9 protein-coding genes are annotated in these 17,028 nt (G+C 72.4%); 5 read left to right on the top strand and 4 right to left on the bottom strand.

Annotated features, from left to right (window positions below):
- Nucleotides 1-37 precede the first annotated feature (37 nt).
- Nucleotides 38-472 carry a hypothetical protein gene (locus K8640_RS34305; RefSeq protein WP_223750930.1) on the top strand — a complete coding sequence of 145 codons (435 nt, stop codon included), beginning with the start codon at nt 38-40 and terminating at the stop codon, nt 470-472.
- Between the two features lie 9 nt (nt 473-481).
- Here the strand turns inward: K8640_RS34305 and K8640_RS34300 are convergent, their stop codons facing one another.
- Both K8640_RS34300 and K8640_RS34295 read right to left on the bottom strand, forming a co-directional pair.
- A complete protein-coding gene (locus tag K8640_RS34300; RefSeq protein WP_223750929.1) occupies nt 482-4,324 on the bottom strand; it encodes a serine/threonine-protein kinase in 3,843 nt (1,280 codons plus the stop codon).
- A 67-nt stretch (nt 4,325-4,391) separates the two neighbouring features.
- Nucleotides 4,392-5,342: a DUF1152 domain-containing protein gene (locus tag K8640_RS34295; protein WP_223750928.1), complete on the bottom strand. Its 951-nt coding sequence runs from the start codon at nt 5,340-5,342 to the stop codon at nt 4,392-4,394.
- 78 nt (nt 5,343-5,420) lie between these two features.
- Here K8640_RS34295 and K8640_RS34290 point away from each other — a divergent pair, with 78 nt between their 5' ends.
- Together K8640_RS34290 and K8640_RS34285 are read left to right on the top strand one after the other, a co-directional pair.
- Nucleotides 5,421-6,380 (top strand): ornithine cyclodeaminase family protein, encoded by a 960-nt coding sequence (locus tag K8640_RS34290; protein ID WP_223750927.1) that lies wholly within the window; start codon nt 5,421-5,423, stop codon nt 6,378-6,380.
- Nucleotides 6,381-6,918: 538 nt separating this feature from the next.
- A complete protein-coding gene (locus tag K8640_RS34285) occupies nt 6,919-9,768 on the top strand; it encodes an Ig-like domain-containing protein (RefSeq protein ID WP_223750926.1) in 2,850 nt (949 codons plus the stop codon).
- A gap of 90 nt (nt 9,769-9,858) precedes the next feature.
- On the opposite strand, the gene K8640_RS34280 is transcribed toward K8640_RS34285, so the two are convergent.
- The gene (locus K8640_RS34280; protein WP_223750925.1) at nt 9,859-11,034 is read right to left on the bottom strand and encodes an ankyrin repeat domain-containing protein; all 1,176 of its coding nucleotides are present in this window, start codon (nt 11,032-11,034) and stop codon (nt 9,859-9,861) included.
- 560 nt (nt 11,035-11,594) lie between these two features.
- Between K8640_RS34280 and K8640_RS34275 the strand changes: the two genes are divergently transcribed.
- Nucleotides 11,595-14,441: an Ig-like domain-containing protein gene (locus K8640_RS34275; RefSeq protein ID WP_223750924.1), complete on the top strand. Its 2,847-nt coding sequence runs from the start codon at nt 11,595-11,597 to the stop codon at nt 14,439-14,441.
- Nucleotides 14,442-14,448: 7 nt separating this feature from the next.
- On the opposite strand, the gene K8640_RS34270 is transcribed toward K8640_RS34275, so the two are convergent.
- Entirely contained in the window at nt 14,449-14,943 is a 495-nt protein-coding gene (locus K8640_RS34270) for a hypothetical protein (protein WP_223750923.1), read from the bottom strand.
- Between the two features lie 298 nt (nt 14,944-15,241).
- Between K8640_RS34270 and K8640_RS34265 the strand changes: the two genes are divergently transcribed.
- Nucleotides 15,242-16,924 (top strand): serine/threonine-protein kinase, encoded by a 1,683-nt coding sequence (locus K8640_RS34265; RefSeq protein ID WP_223750922.1) that lies wholly within the window; start codon nt 15,242-15,244, stop codon nt 16,922-16,924.
- The last annotated feature ends 104 nt before the right edge of the window (nt 16,925-17,028 follow it).

Here is a 17,028-nt window from a genome sequence, read left to right as displayed (position 1 = left end):
GAACCCACGGCAAGCACAGGAGGACGGCCTGCCCCGCTTGCAGCAGACCGATGGAGGCTGCGCGGTGGACCCGTGTCTGGCGGGAGACTCGGGCTGTCTGGGCATCGCCGTGGAGACCGGGAGCGTGGGGAAGCGGTTCGACCCGAAGCCCGGCGCGAAGGGCTGGACGCTGTGCTCCGGTCAGGGACTCGAAATCACCTCCGACCTGGACAAGGACCTGTGCATCGACCTGCGCGACGTGCGCTCGACCGCGGATGGGGGCGTCGTCGCCCTGACGAAGCTGCGGAGCAAGAGCGCATGGTCCGACCCCAACCTGCCCTCGGGCGAGTACTGCCTGAGCATCTGTGACGACAAGGACGACCACTGCGCGCAGGGCTGCAAGGACTCCGACTGCGTCACGGATGACCAGACCATCCGCGGCAACCTCGATGTCGTCACCAAGGTGCCCGAGCCCACCGGGGAATCCGACTGAAGCGCCCCCTCACCGCGACTCCGCCACGGAGAGCAGCGGACTCCACGCGCGCGTGAGGTGCGGATTGTCGCCGAGCGCGCGGGACAACAGCTCGCGCGCCTCTGAATGGGTGCTCCCCGTCTCCGTCGAGGCCAGGAGCAACCCGGCGCGCAAGGCCCGCGCTCGTGGCCACGTGGGCCTCGCCGCGAGGACCTCCTGCGTGAGCACCCGCCCACGCTCCAGCCGCCTGGCGTCACTCGCACCGGGCCGCTGTCCCCATGACAGACAGAAGCGCGCGAAGGCCAGGCGGTGCTCGGGCTGGGTGGGCTCCAACGCGAGGGCCTGTTCGAACGCATGCTCGACCTGCGTGAGCGACTCCGCGTCTCCCTTCGCGAGCGCCTCGAGGGCCAGCGCCTCGCCCAGCTCCCGCCACGCCTGGGCCTGCTTCGGATTCAGCGTCAGCGCGCGACGCAGGGCCTGGACGGCCTCCGTCAGCACCGGCTCCACCGGCTGTCGCCGCGCGCGCCTCCACTCGGCCTCCGCCAGGAGCGCCGTGCCCAGGTTCATCCACGGCGGGGCCAGGTCCGGCACCTTCTCCAGCGCGTCCTTCAGCGCGACGCGCGCCGCCTTCACCTCGGCCTCGGGAGAGCGCCCCTCCAGCACTCGCATCCGCGCGCGCCACGCGTGGACCTCGCCCACGTTGTTCTGTCCGTAGCCCTGGGCCGGCGCCAGCGCGATGGCCTGCTCGAACGACTTCAGGGCCTCGCGCAGCGACGGCTCCGGGTCTCCCCCGCGCTCCCACGTGTCCTTCGCCTGCTCGAACCCCACCGTGCCCAGGCCGTTGTGCAGCGGAGGCAGCCTCGGGTTGATGGCCACGCCGCGCAGATACGCCTCACGGGCCCGCAGCAACGTCGGCCTCGCGTCCGCGCCCGAGTCGCGCTGCCTCGTGGCCCGCGCCAGGTGCACCTCGCCCTCGTAGAACCAGGGCACCACGTGCGCGGGGTTGAGGGTCCGCGCGCGCTCCAGGGCGGAGGCGGCCCTGTCCAGGTCCTCCACGGGGCTCGGCGCCCGGGGAGTCGTGGCGCGCGCGAGGTACTCGGTCCCCAGGTTGATCCACGCCTCGGGCCGCTTCGCGTCCAACGCGACCGCGCGCTCGTGCGAGTCGATGGCCCGCTGCCGATAGGGCAGCGAGTCGCCCCCCACGCCGTCCTCGTGGTCCGCCCACACGCGGAACACCTGCCCGTGGTCGGCGTGGAAGTCGTAGTCCCACGTCTCGGGGCTCGCGCGGTCGAAGGCGGCGACGGCCTCGCGCAGGGAGTCCCGAGGGTCCAGCCCCTTCTCCTGCCGCAGCCGGGCCCGCTGCCAGTGCACCAGGGCCAGCTCATGCAAGCCCTGGAGTCGCAGCGGCGACAGCGCCATCGCCCGACGCGCCGAGGTCAGGGCCTTGTCCAGCAGCGGCTCCACCTCACCGCCCCGCCGGGCGTGATGCTCGGCGAGGCGCCGGTGGAAGCCCGCCTCCAGCTCATGGGCCTCCGCATCGTCCGGCGCGAGCAACAGCGCCTGGGACACCGCCGCCATGCCCCGCTCGTAGTGAGGCGCCACCTCGCCCTGGCCATACAGCGCGAGCAACAGCGCCCAGCCCTCCAGGCGCGCCCGCGCGAGCGCCACGGCGGGCACGCTGCGACCGATGTCCGCCGCGTGCGCATAGGCGCGCCGTGCCTCCTCCAGGTCCGCGAGCGCGCCCTCCCGCTGTCCCGTGTTCCAGCGACTCGCGGCCCGCGTCACCAGGATGTCCCCGCGCAGCAACGGGGCCTCGTGGAACCAGGGCGGTCGCGAGCCCGGCGCCTCCAGCTTCGCCAGCGCCTCGTCGAGGCGGTTCTCCAGGAACGCGAGCAGCGCGGCCACGTACTCCGGAGAGGGAACCTGGGCCCCTTCGCTCCGGCGCAGGAAGTCGCGCGCCGTCTCACCGAAGCGACGGGTGGCGTCGTGGAGCCGCTTCGCGCGGGTCGTCTCGTCCCGGGTCCGCTCGGCGTCCAGTCGCGCGCGCTGGTACAGGTGGCTCAGGACCAGGGCCAGCGAGTACGCCACGCGCGGCTCGGTGTTGCCCGCCCGCCACGCCGCATCCAGGTGATGGTGCGCGAGCAGGTCGTCCCCGAGCGCGAGGTGTGCGCGCCCCAGCGCATAGTGTCCGGGGCCATCCGCCATGGGCCCCGCCTCGCGCATCGCGGCCTCCAGCTCACGCATGCGCTGGCGCAGGGCCTCGCGGTCCGCGCGCGTGTCGTGCGCGGGAGCGATGCCCGTGTAACGGACCTGGGCCTCGATGCGCTCCACCTGCTCCGTGAACCGGCGGGCCAGGGCCTCGCGCTGGGAGACCTCGCGACGGGCGAGCACCCCCTGCCCCAGCGCGAGCGACACCACGACGAGCGCCCCCGTCCCCAATGCCACGGAGCGACGGTGCCTGCGCAGCCACTTGCGCGCGCGGTAGCCCGGACCGGTGCGCGCGAGCACGGGCGCGCCATCGAGGAAGCGGGACAGGTCCTCCGCCAGCTCACGCGCCGAGCCGTACCGCGCGGAGCGGTCCTTCTCCAGGCACTTGAGGGTGATGGCCTCCAGGTCCACGGGGATGTCCGCGTCCAGGGCCCGCGGAGGACGCGGCTCCACGGTGGCGATGTTGCCGAGCACCTCCAGCCCGTTCTCACCCGGGATGGGCGCGCGCCCCGTCAACAGCGCGTAGAGCGTGGCGCCCAGGCCGTACACGTCCGCGCGGCGGTCCAGTCGGGTGACCTCCCCTCGGGCCTGCTCGGGCGACATGAAGTGCGGCGTGCCGAGCACGGTGCCCGTCGCGGTGGCGCTCTCCTTCCAGTCGCGCGCGAGCCCGAAGTCCATGACGTACACGGACAGCTCGCCGTCGGCGGAGCGCTCGACCAGGATGTTGGCGGGCTTGAGGTCGCGATGGATGAGCCCGGCGCGATGCGCGGCGTGCACCCCCTCGGCGGCGTCGCGCAGGACGCGGGCCTTCTGCTCGACGCCGAGCGACTCCACCAGCGACTGGAGCGGCAGCCCGTCCACGTAGCGCATCGCGATGTAGACGCGCCCCTGGACCTCGCCGACCTCGTACACCTCGCAGACCCGGGGATGGGAGACGCGCGCCTGCGCACGGGCCTCCGCGACGAACCGACGCGCGAGCTCCGGCTCGTCCCCGCGCACGAACTTCAGCGCCACGTGACGATGCAGCCGCGCGTCCCACGCGAGGAACACGCGGCCCATGCCGCCCTGGCCGAGGAAGCGCACGGGGGAGTAGCGCTCCCAGCCCGGCACCGGGAACGCGGGCACGTCGACGTCGGCGTCGGCGGGCACCCGCCCGGATGGCACCTCCGCGCCGAGCCTGTCCGAGGCACCCGGCGGGCTCCCGCCTGGGAGGCTGAGCGTGTCGTCAGCGGCCGGCGCGCCTCCAGGGCGTACGTGGACGACCTCCGCCGCGACAGCGACAGCGCCCGCCACGGGAGCCCCTGGCGTCAACGGCTCGCGACGCTCGAGCGCGGGAGTCACGGACGCAACCGGGGAGGCCCCTGGGGTCACCGCCGCCTCGCGCCCGTTCATCGCCGAGGGCACACCGTCCGCTCCGGCGCGCCCGAGCCCGGACGTGGCCCGCCCGCCCGGCGCCGCGAGCGAGTCCTCCCGCGACTCCACCGGCTCGCACATCCGCACCAGGGACGCATACGTATCCTCGGAGAGCCGGCCTCGCGCGCGGAGCACCTCCAGGGGACGCTGTCCCAGCCGCGCGGCCTCGGCGCGCAGCACCTCCACCTCGTCGCGAGCGAGGAGTCCCTCGGCGACCGCCTGCCGCAGCTGCGCTTCGTCCTGCTCGCTCACGCTGGCGCGCTCCTCGGGCCCGAGGCCCTCCCCGCGAGCCTACCGAAATGCGCGCACACCTCGCGCGTCACACCGGGATGTCCATCCACGGCCGGATGGGACGCTCCTCGCGGAACTTCTCGATGACCTCGCTCATCTCCCACGGCGTCCGCGTGTCCGCGAGCGCCTCCAGGTACAGGCACCTGCGCGCCACCGCCGACAAGTCGAACGCCCAGTACATGCTCATCAGCGGGTTGATCCACAGCGTGCTGCCCTGCGTCCGCACCGTGCGGTGCACGTCGCCGTACTCGCCCTCCAGCGCGGACACCACGGAGAGCGAGACGATGCTCGGGGCCCTCGGCATCCGCTCACACACAAACGACACCGCGTCCCTGTACCGCGCCACCTCCGGCATCGACTCCAGCAGCGCGGTGACGCCCAGGTAGCCCCCGTCCTTGCTGAGCGCGGCCACCGACTCCAGGAAGTGCGCGTGGCAGACCCCGTGGTGCCGGTCCACGCCGAAGCCCAGACACACCACCAGCTTCGTCATCTCCGGCAGCGCTTGCACCGCGCCCAGGCTGGAGATGTCCTCCACCGGCGTGCCCAGTCCGACCTCATCCCCGCGCATCAGGATGTCCGTGCCCCCATCCACCAGCACCACCGCGTCGAACCCGAGTTGCGCGCGCAGGGCCGCGTACGCCTCCCGCACCGGCGCCACACCGCCCCGGTCCAGGCAGTGGATGGACACCTCCTCCCCCTGACGCGCGAACCAGCGCGCCAGCCACCCCTCCGGGAAGTAGTGCTCCGGCCCCGCCGTGGTGGCGTCCACACGGACCACCCCTGGCGCCGTCCACTCTCCCTGGACGGCCTCCAGCCGCGTGAAGCTCATGTTCGCCAGCGACACCGTCTTGCCCTGCGCGCGCAGCCGGAAGTACAGCGGCAGCCCGCTGAACACGTCGAAGCCTCCACCGCCCCCGGCGATGAGCACGTGGCGGGCGGAGGCGAGTCGCTCGAACAGCGGAGAAGTGCACAAGTCCACGACGGGATCTCCCTTCACCGGGCCCTGGAGCATCACCCACAGGGCGGCGTACCGACACCTCCGGTATATAGCGCCGCCATGTCCACCCTCATCCTCAGCGCGAAAGAGCTGCGCGGTCTCTACACCGTCGAGCTCGGCCTCCAGGCCGTCGAGAAGGCCTTCCGGGCCCATGGCCGTGGCGAGTCCCTCATGCCGCCCAAGGTGTACCTCTCCCTGCCGCGGTACGACGGCGACTTCCGCGCCATGCCCGCGTTCCTCGACGGCGCGGCGGGCGTGAAGTGGGTCAACGCCCATCCCCAGAACCCCAAGAAGCACGGCCTGCCCACCGTGCGCGCCCTCTACATCCTCAGCGACCCGGACACCGCGTCGCCGCTGGCCATCCTCGACGGCACCTGGCTCACCGCGTGGCGCACCGGCTGCGCCGGCGGCGTCGCGTCCAAGTACCTGGCGAAGCCCCAGCCCCGCACGCTCGGGCTCGTCGGCTGCGGCGTGCAGGCCCGCGTCCTCATCGACGCGCACCGCGCCCTGTTCGGGGAGCTGGAGCTGCTGCTCGCCGATGCCTCCGACGCCGCCGCGAAGGCGCTCCAGGCCGAGAAGGGCGGCCGCGTGGTCAGCCTCCAGGAGGCCTCCGGCGCGGACATCGTCTGCACCTCCACGCCCTCGCGCACCCCGGTGGTGAAGCGCGAGTGGCTCAAGCCCGGCGCCCACATCAACGCGATGGGCGCGGACGCCCCCGGCAAGCAGGAGCTGGACCCGCGCATCCTCACCGAGGGCCGCGTCTTCATCGACGACACCGAGCAGGCCCTGCACTCCGGCGAGGTCAACGTCCCCCTGCACGACGGCCTCCTGCGCGCCGAGCAGATTGCCGGCACCCTCGGCGAGGTCGTCGCCGGCAAGAAGCCCGGCCGCGCCGGGGAGGAGATCAGCATCTTCGACTCCACCGGCCTCGCGCTGCAGGACGTGGCCCTCGCCCGCGCGCTCTACGACGTCGCCCGGGCCAAGGGCGTCGGCCAGACGCTCGACATCGTCGGAGGCTGAAGCCCGCCCGGGAAGGCCGTGTCCCACCTCGCGCGAGCGGACACCCCGCGCGAGGTCTGCGCCCCGCTGAGATGCACCGCGGTGTCGCACCGTGGTGTCGCACCGTGGTCCTCACCTCTCCTCGCGCGGAGCCGCCCCCACTTCACGGCCGTGAGGCCGACACACCCGCTCGAGCGCGCCCCCACCCCGCCCGGCGGTGTGCTCGCGGCCTCGTGACGGGGGCGTCACGGAAGTCCCACTTGCGGGTCTTTCCAGACCCCTCCGGGCACGCCGCCCTCCCACGAACGGTGGGTGTCACTTAAAACCCCGTTATCACTGAAACTGTCCGATTTTCGGCGACTGGACAATTTCAACCACTGTGGAGTATTTCACGAATACGCGCTGCCTGTGGGGGGGCCAAACGACATCCTGAAGGAGCTGACCTGGGAGGATGACCTCGAGTCATCCGCCCGGAGAGGCCGGATTGCGTCCAGGCGCCCCGGAGGTGACGCGCCCAGTGCCAATGCTTGGCACCGGCCCTTCGCCTGTCCGGAGACCCATGTTCCACCCCGCCTCGTCGCGGCGTGTCGCGCGTCCGTCGGCCCTCGTCGGCCTCGTGACGCTGCTGCTCGCCTTCCTGTCCACGCCTGCCTCCGCGCAGACGCAGACCAACGCCCAGGCCACCCAACGGGCCATCAACTTCCTCAGCTCGGATGTGGCCACGTGGGTGTCGGCCAACGGCTGCGCGGCATGCCACCGCGTGGGCGCATCGACGTTCGGCCTGGCCGCGGCGCGGGCCAACGGCTACGACATGAGCGTCGTCGTCTCGAACGGGCGGACCAACCAGTACAACCTGGAGTTCCTCGGCCAGCGCATCAAGACGGAGCAGCTGGCGAACGGCTCGTGGATTCACGAGGGCACGTCGTTCCGCAACGAGAAGACGTCCTACTCCACGTTCGGCCTGGCCGGGTACGACCAGTACGTGTCCACGCAGTACAGCGCGGGGCTGGTGGCGGCGGCCAACTGGGCGCTGCTCACGCAGGAGGCCAGCGGCCGGTGGCCGTCGGACCACGCCAACTTCCCGGTGGACCACGGCAGCGTGCCCACCACCGCGCGCATCATGGTGGGCATCGCCCAGGCGAAGCAGCGCGTGGACCCGGCCCGGGCCGCGCAGTACCAGACCGCCCTGGACCGCGCCGCCGCCTACCTGCGCGCCAACCTGGACAACGCGGACCAGTCCGCCACGGGCAACGGCATGCCGTACACCTTCCAGGTGGCCTGGGCCGTGGTGGGCCTGAAGGCCGCGGGCCCTGGCCCCTCCAACGTGAACACCACCGCCATCGACACGCTGGCCAACCGGCTGCTCACCCGCGCCTCGCCCGGCAACCCGGGCTGGGGTGACCTGCCCAACGCGGCCGCCAACGACATGTCCACCGGCAGCGCCATCTACGCCCTGTGCCTGGCCGGCCGCGAGCCCGCCACGGACCCGCGCGTGCGCAGCAGCATCGAGTGGCTCAAGACGCGCCAGTCCGCGGACGGCAGCTGGCGCACGGGCTCGGCCACGTTCGACATCCCCACGACGTTCGCGGCGCTGGGCCTGTCCTGCTACGGCGACTTCAGCGTGCACGTCACGGTGGTGGGCGAGGCGCGCAAGGAGCTGGTCATCGGCTCGCAGCAGGGCCAGCAGACGACGTTCACCTTCAACGTGAAGAACCACGGCTACCAGGCGGACACGTACACGCTGAGCACGTCGGGCGGGCTCCCCGGCTGGGCCTCCTTCCCCAACCCCGTCAGCCTCTTCCTGCCCGCGGGCGGCGAGGGCACCGTCACCGTCACCGTCAACGCGCCGGCGAACCTGCTGCCCGCGCTCACGTCCGAGTTCACGCTCACCGCCACGTCCGGCGGCGCCCCGGGGGTGTCCGGCTCCGCGCGCGTCAACGCGTACACGCCGCCCCTGCCGCCCGTCACGGGCCTGGCCACCACGACCACCATCCAGGCGCCCGCGGTCAACGCGCACATCACCATCGGCACGGGCAACGTGCTGTCGGCGCGCGTGCGTGACGCCAACAACAACCCCGTCGTGGGCCCCACCCACGGCGTCGTCACGTTCTACGTGGCCGGCGTCCCGGTGGGCGCGGACGCGGACGTCAACGCGGACGGCCTGTTCACCTTCGACTGGGTGCCGCCCTCGGACGCGTGGACGGTGACGGGCGCGCAGGACTTCCGCGCGGTGTACTCGGGCATCGAGCGCCAGGCGCCGCTGTCCAACCTGCTGGGCAGCACCGACGCGCGCACCGTCATCATCGACCCGTTCCCGCACCTGACGCCGTCGGTCACCATCGGCAACCCGCCCGCCTTCACCCGCGAGACGACGCTGGACATCTGGGGCTACGCCACACCGCGCGCGCCCGGCGCGGTCGTCACCTACGCGGCCTTCATCATCAACGGCGCCACCGTCATCCCGCTCACGCCGGGCAACGGCGGCCTCATCTACACGACCATCACCCTGCAGGAAGGCCCCAACATCATCCAGCTCACCGCGCGCGACAGCTTCGGCGGGGTGACGACGAAGCAGGTCAACCTCACGGTGGACCGCGTGCCGCCCATCCTGACGGTGCAGTCGCCGGTGAACGGCGCGGCGCTGGGCCAGCTCAACGTGACGGTGACGTCGTCGGTGCAGGACCAGACGCCGGTGCGCGTGGAGACGCAGTGGGTGGCGTCGTCCATCCTGGAGTTCGGCAACGGCACGGTGGAGCACACGGTGCCCATGAACTACGGCGACCAGGTCATCCTGGTGCGCGCCACGGACAGCGCCTTCAACGTGACGGAGAAGCTCGTGTTCATCTGGGTGGACCCGGGCACGCCCGTCGTCTCCACCAACCCCGGTGACAACCAGCTCTTCGGCGCGCAGCCCAACCACCAGCTGACGTACACGGTCAACGTGCAGTCGCTGTCCGCCACGACGGTGCGCATCAACGGCGGCGCGGCGCTGTCGGTGGCGCGCGGCGGCGGCGCGGTGCAGAGCACGCTGACGCTCAGCCCGGGCGTCAACAACCTCTCCATCGTCACGCTGAGCGAGACGGGCGTGTCCACCACCACCACGCGTCGGGTGAACTACGACGTGCAGGCCCCCACCGCCACGCTGCTGTCGCCCGCCTCGGGCGCCACGGTGGGCGGCACCATCACCCTGCGCGCGCGCGTCACCGACAACTTCGGCCCCATCACCAACGTGGGCTTCAGCCGCGACATGTCCGGCATCCGCCCGGGCACGCAGCAGTCCGATGGGGACTGGACGGCGACGCTCGACACCACCGAGCTGCTGGACGGCTCGCACACCGTCGACGTGTGGATGAGCGACGGCGTGGGCAACTCCACGGTCCAGCGCTTCAACTTCTTCGTCGACAACTGATGCACCCGTAGGTCCGGGGTGGCCTCTTCGCTGGAGGCCACCCCGTTGCTTCGTGTGGGCCCGAGTCCTCGTGGCCCCTCGCCGGACCGCTCAGCCCAGCAGAAGGGCCAGCTTCTCGTGGCCCTTCTTCCGGGCGCGGTCGGCCGCCGTCTCTCCCTCCAGGTTGCGCAGCGACTTGTTCGCGCCCGCGGCGAGCAGCACCTCCACCACGTCCTGCAGCCCGTTGCGCGCCGCCGTGTGCAGGGGCGTGTTCCCATCCAGGTCCGGGATGTCCGGGTTGGCCTTGCGCGCCAGCAGCGCCTGCACGCTGCTCACGAGCCCCATCCACGACGCGAGGAACAGGGGCGTCGCGCCGGACGCGTCGCGCGCGTCGACGTCCTGCGTGGGCCGGTGCTCGAGCACCAGCGCCAGCGCCGCGAAGCGCTTCATCGCCGCGTAGTGCAGCAGGTTCTGCTGGTCCGGCGCCACGGGCTTCGTGGTGTCGAGCCCCGTCTCCAGCATCGCCTTGATGACCGAGGGCGGCTGCCCCAACCCCACCGCCATGGACGCGGGCGTGACGAGCACCTGCTCCGGCGGCGTGCCCAGGTCCACCCACTCGTCCAGCGGCGCGCCCGCGGCGACGAGCGCCAGGACGAACTCCTCGGGCAGCCGGTGCAGGAGCGCCTTCGCCAGCGCCGTCTCACCCTTCTGGTCCTTCGTGCCCGGCTTCGCGCCGTGCGCGAGCAGCAGCTTCACCGCCGCCCCCGCCATGTGCTCGCGCTCGCCCTTCTTGTACCGGTCCCCCTCGCGCTCGCGGTACAGCTGCACCAGCAGGTGCAGCGGCGCCATGCCGGACGGGCCCACCGCGTCCGGGTTGGCCCCCGCCTTCAGCAGCGCCTCCGCGATGCCCAGGTGGTGCGTGCGCAGCGCCAGCTCCAGCGGCGTCACCGACGCCTTGGCGCTCACCCCGTCCGCCTTCGCCCCCCGCGCGAGCAGCACCTCCACCGCGCCCAGCGCCTCCGGCGACGTGCCGCGCACACAGGCCTGGTGCAGCGCCGTCCACCCCTCCTCCTCGTCACTGCCCGCGCCCTGCGCCGCGTTCACGTCCGCGCCCGCGTCCAGCAGCACCGTCAGGATGTCCCGCGCCTTCGTGCCCGCGCGCGAGGCCGCCATGCCGAGCGGGGCCCGACCGAACCCGTCGCGGACACTCCAATCCACCGTCGCGACCTGCGTCTTCACGGCGGCGACATCGTCCTGGGAGATGGCTTCGAGCAGCGCTTGAGACATTCGAGGGTCGTCCTTCCTGTCCCCACGCGCGAGAGCGACGAGCACCGGGATGGGCCACGAGATGAGGCGCGAGACAGGCTGTCTTCCTCGCATGTTTCAGCGCGCCCGGTCAGCAGCCAACCGCGATGACACGACGCATCCATCACCGCGAGCAGTGCACACGGACCTCACGAGTCCGGACACACCCTGGAGTCTGACATTGTGAGAGCCCCGTCTCGCGAGCCGCGAGAGCCACAGGGCCCGGCGCCTCGCTCGCCCACCGAGGCGGGGCTCGGGCGCGTTACACAATGACTGTCATTCGGGATTCCATGGACAGGAGGAATCGACTCGCGGATTCCCGAGCAAATCCCCCGTGCTCACCCAGTATGCCGCTCTCGCGGACACCCTCCTCCTGACCCGGTGCTGGGTCTGATGACACCTTCTACACCTGCCCTGCGGGCAGGCGCGAAAGTGCGGGCTCCTTTGTTTGTGATTGAGCGCGTGCCGGTCATGATTCGTCCCGGGCGCCGAGTCTCTGGGCGTGCACCGCGCGCGGGCCCGGCTCCATGGGAACACGTCCGATGTCCATCCGCGCGCGCTCGCTTCGTTCCGTCTCGTCCTCGCTCTGGGGGCTCGTGCTCGTCACGCTGCTGTCGGCCACGGCCTCTCGCGCGAACGAGCGCGTGGCGGCGGCCCAGCGCGCGCTCGACTTCGTCAGCGCGGACGCCGTCACGTGGACGAAGGACCAGGGCTGCACCTCATGCCACCGCCACGGCGCCACGCTCTTCGGCCTCACCCAGGCCGGCGCCAACGGCTTCGACCTGGACACCGTCACGACCAACGGGCGCACCAACCGCGAGAACATGGAGCGGATGGCCAGGGACCTGCTCGTGGGCCAGGACGCGAGCGGCTCGTGGTCGCTGGAGGGCGTGCACTACCGCAACGCGTACACCAGCTACGCGGCCTTCGGGCTCGCGGGCTACGACGCGAAGGTGGGCACCCGGCACTCGGAGGCGCTCGCGCGCGCGGCGGACTGGGCCGTGAGCACGCAGGAGCTGAGCGGGCGCTGGGTGGAGGACTATCCGCTCCGGCCCGTGGGCGCCTCCAACATGGGCGTCACCGCGCGGTTGATGACGGCGCTCGCCCAGGCCCGCGTGCACGCCGACCCCGCTCGCGCCGCCCGGTACCAGGACGCGCTCCGCCGCGCCGCCGCGTACCTGCGCGAGCACCTGAACGACCTGTCGGAAGGGCCCTTCGACGACGCCCAGCGCTACACGTACCAGGTGGCGTGGACGGCCGTGGGCCTGAAGGCCGCGGGCCCCGGTGAGCAGGGTGAGAACACGGCCGCGCTGGAGTCCGTGGCCACGCGGCTGCTCGCCACGCGCACGCTCGACGATGCGCCGGGCTGGGGCAGCCTCGACCAGGAGGCCCCGGACGAGACCTCCACCAGCTTCGCCCTGTACGCGCTGTGCCTCGCGGGCCGCACGCCGGAGCAGGAGCCTCGCGTGGCCCGGGCGCTCGAGTGGCTCATCTCACGGCAGGCCGAGGACGGAGGCTGGGGCGTGGGCACCTCGCGCCACCCGGACATCCCCACCACCTTCGCCACGCTCGCGCTGTCCTGCTTCCCCGACAAGGGTGACGGCGTCAGCGTCACCGTGGACGACGCCGCGAGCAAACCCGTGGCCCAGGCCCTGCCCCATCCCCAGCGCGTCACGTACACGCTCTGGGTCCTCCACGAGGGCGCTCGCGCGGACACGTTCACGCTCGAGGCCTCGGGCGGGCTGCCGGGCTGGACGGCGACGCTGGACCGCACCACCGTGACGCTCGCTCCGGGTGAGCGGACCTCCGTGACGCTCTCGGTGGGAACGCCCGTCGAGCTCGCCCCGTCCCTCACCTCGGAGGTCCAGGTGACGGCCACGTCGATGAGCAGGCCGGGCGTTTCGGGCGCGACGTGGGTCACCGCGTACACGAATCCTCCGCCTCCCACCGAGGGCCTGGAGACCACCACCACGGTGCTCGCGGGTGCGCAGCTCACGGTGGGCCGGGACAACCCGCTGTCGGCCCGCGTGACGAGCGCCGATGGCTGGCGCGCGCGGGGCCCGGGACAGGGACAGGTCACATTCCAGGTGGCCGGCGTCACCGTGGGGACGGACCACGACGCGGATGGGGATGGGGTGTACTCGGTGGTGTGGCGGCCGCGAGGGGGCTGGGAGGTGCTGGGCGCCTCGGAGGTGCGCGCGGTGTACTCGGGCGTGACGCTCCAGCCTCGCGAGGCGAACCGCCTGGGCAGCCGCGGGACACGCGCGGTGGAGATTCTGCCATCGCCGGACCCGCTGCCCTCGGTGACGCTGTGCGGACTGCCCGACTTCATGGGCGAGACGAGCCTGGGCGTGTGCGGCTTCGTGACGGCGCTGGCGCCCGGGGCCACCATCGAGTCCGCCGCGTTCATCCTCCACGGTGAGCAGTACCCGGTGGTGCCCGAGGAAAGCGGCGGCTTCGTGTGGACGGAGCTCCCGCTGCGCGACGGCCTCAACGTCATCCAGCTGGTGGCCACCGACACGTTCGGCGGACGCTCCAGCCAGCAGGCCACGGTGCGCGTGGACGCGGTGGCGCCTGGCATCACCGTGCTGTACCCCGCGGAGGGCTCGATGGTGGGCTCGCTGCTGACGGAGGTCCGCGTGTGGGTGGACGATGCCTCCCCCGTGCGCGTGGAGACCAACTGGGTGCACGTCACGGAGGTGCCCGCGGGCGGAGGACTGGTGGCGCACGAGCTGGCGCTCACCCCCGGGGCCAACGAGGTGCTGATTCGCGCCACGGACGCTGCGGGCCACGTCACGGAGCACGTGCTCACCTTCTGGGTGGACGCCGAGGCGCCGTGGCTCGTGGCGGGCCTTCCGGACGGGTGGCTCGTGGGGCCGCAGCCCGGGGACATGATGGACTACGAGCTGGCCGTGTACTCGGAGTCCGCCACGCGGGTGGAGGTGACGCCCGGCGGGGGCACGTACGAGGTGCCGCGCGGCGGAGGCGTCTTCGTGGCCCGGCTGCCCCTGGTGCCTGGGGACAACGTCTTCACGATGGTCGCGACGAGCGAGACGGGCCTGAGCACCACCCTCACCCGCACGGTGCGCTACGACGACACGCCCCCGCGCGCCCAGCTGCTCTCACCCGGACCGGACGAGGCCGTCTCCGGCATCGTGGTGCTGGAGGCCCGGGTGACGGACGACGTGAGCGGCGTGAGGAGCGTGGCCTTCACGCGGGACGGCTCGGGCATCCGCGCGGGGACGGACCAGGGTGATGGCGTGTGGACGGCGGAGCTGGACACGCGCGAGCTGCTGGACGGCCCTCACACCGTGGAGGTGTGGATGGAGGACTCCGCGGGGAACTTCATCATCCAGACCTTCCCCTTCGTCACCCGCAACCAGCCGTAGCGCGAGGTCAGCGCGGCAGGGGCGTGGCCACGTAGTCCGCCCCCTGGTCCGCGTGGCAGCCGTGGCACGTGTCGTGGCCCCGGCCGTAGTAGTTGTCGTCGTAGTCGGGGCCGAAGCCCTCGTAGAAGACCCAGGTGTCCTTGCCGGTGCCCTCGGCCACCTTGATGTCGAGGGCGTGGCCTCGCGTCGTGCGGCCGTCCGACTCGAACAGCTCCTTCACGGTGATGCTGCCCACGGGGTGGACGCGGTTGCCCTCCGCCATGGAGCGGGCCAGCACGTCGTTGAAGAACACCCGCACCCGGTCGCCATGGGAGCGCACCGAGCGACGGGGCGCCGGCTCCGCGAGCCACTCCCGATAGCGCCCCTCCCGCACGAAGGCGGTGATGCCCGCCTCGGACGTGTCCAGGCCTCCCACCTCCCCCAGGCCCTCGTCGACGGAGGACGAGGGTCCACAGGCGACCAGCGCCAGGAGCACGGTGCACGGCAGGGAGGAGGGACGCACGTGGGGCCTCGTGAGGAGAGGCGCGGACCGGAGCCGGCCCGCGCGGGGACACCCTCGCTACGCCGGGACGTGCCCGCGGGTTACAGCCCGGGGATTTCCGGGGGTTTCATCCACGGCGTGACAGGACACGACCTGTTCCATCACTGAATGTGGTCCCTCCCTGTTAGGTTCGTTACCCAGGAGGTCGTCAGCCAGTGTTCCAACCCTACCCCCGGGTCATGTCGATGATTGCCCCCTTTGCTCCGTGGCCCGTTGCATCCCCCATCACCCGCATGGCCCACAGCCCCCGAGGCGCCCCATGACGACGGGCCATCCCCTCGCGCTGCGTCCCGGGATGAAGGTGGGCCCGTGGCGCGTCCGGGCCCGGCTGGGCCAGGGCGCCTTCGGCGCGGTGTTCCAGGTGGAGCAGGGCGGGCGCCTGCACGCGCTCAAGTTCGCGCTGCGAGGACCGGGCAGCGAGGACCTGGACCGCACGGACGCGCGCGCCGTCCGGGAGCTCGCGTGTCTGCTGCACGCGGTGCATCCGCATGTCGTGCGCGTCTGGGCGCACGGGCGCTGGCCGGATGTGAGGACGGGGTACCACTACGTGGTGCTCGACTACGTGGAGGGCGCCACCCTGGCCACGTGGGTGAAGCGCGAGGCCCCCTCCGCGCGGCGGGTGGCCCGGCTGTTCTCCCAGCTCGCGTGGACGCTGGGGGAACTGCACTCGCGCCACGTCTTCCACCGGGACCTCAAGCCCTCCAACATCCTCGTGCGCGCCTCGGACGAGTCGCCCGTGCTGGTGGACTTCGGCAGCGCCAACCACGCGGAGTCGCAGCCCCTCACCGAAGGCCCGCTGCCTCCGGGCACGCCCCAGTACCGGAGCCCGGAGGCCCTGCGCTTCCACCGCGAGCACCACGCCCAGCGCGCCGCGCGCTATGCCTTCCGCGCCACGGATGACCTCTATGCGCTGGGCGTCTCGCTGCACGAGATGCTCACGGGCGCGCCGGCGTTCTCGCTCACGCTGCCGCGCGAGGTCCTCTCCGAGCACATCGAGACGCGCATGCCCGCGCCCGCGTCCTCGCTGAACGAGCGCGTCCCGATGGAGCTGGACGCCATCACCCAGCGGCTGCTGCGCAAGAAACCCGAGGAGCGCTTCCAGGAGGGAGGCTCGCTGCACGCGGCGCTGGAGGCGGCGCTGCGCTCGGCGACGCCCGAGTGGGACCGGCCGCTGTTCCCACGGACTCCGTCACCCTCGGACTCCGAGGCGACACGGAGGAAGCTGTCACCGGACGACGCCTCCGAGAGTCCGTGGCCCGTGCGACTGGCGCGACGGCACCTGCGACATGCGACCTCGTCGGGAGGCTCCCGTGTGGGCCTCGGATCCGAGGACGCCCACCCGCACGAGCACAGCGTGGATCCACGTGAGGGTGCGCATCTCCAGGCGGGGGCCTCTTCCGCGGTGGCCCACCCGCACGAGCACTCCGTGGACTCCCACGAGGCGGTGCAGCCCCACATGAGGCCCCCTTCGGAGAACGCCCGCCCGCACGAGCGCGGCGAGGAGCCCCATGGGGCGGCACGTCGTCGTGCGAGGCCCCCTTCCGAGGGGACCCTCGGGCACACCGCGGATCCACATGAGGCGGCGCGTCGTCGCGCGAGGACGCCGTCCGAGGGCGCTCACTCGCACCCGTCCCCCTCCTCCGAGGGGAGGCGCGCCCACCCGCGCTCCACCCCGCCCCGAGGGAGTCGCGCGCCCCTCCGTCGCATCACTCCGACCGAAGAGGCGCTCGCCCTCGCGTGGCTGCGTCGGGTGGACCCGGCCCACTGGAGCCGCGCGCGGAAGCTCTGGGTGGCGGGCACGTGGCTGGGCCTGTTGTTCCTGTTCGGGGGCACCTTCGCCGCCCTGCGCTGCACCCTGGAGTCCACCCTGGAGAGCGCCGCGCACCCCGGCGCCACCCTCCAGTCACCCCGCCCCGAGCGGATCCGCGACCGGCGCCCGTGACGGCCTCCTCGGCGATCCAGGTCGGGAGCATCCCCCCCCGGCCCCTCCTCCAGCGAACCCACGAGGCTCGCGAGGAGGGCGCCGTCACCCACGGCCCCGTGCAC

Source organism: Myxococcus sp. XM-1-1-1, assembly GCF_020037095.1.
GTDB lineage: Bacteria > Myxococcota > Myxococcia > Myxococcales > Myxococcaceae > Myxococcus > Myxococcus fulvus.
This window is presented reverse-complemented; position numbering and strand designations above follow the sequence as displayed.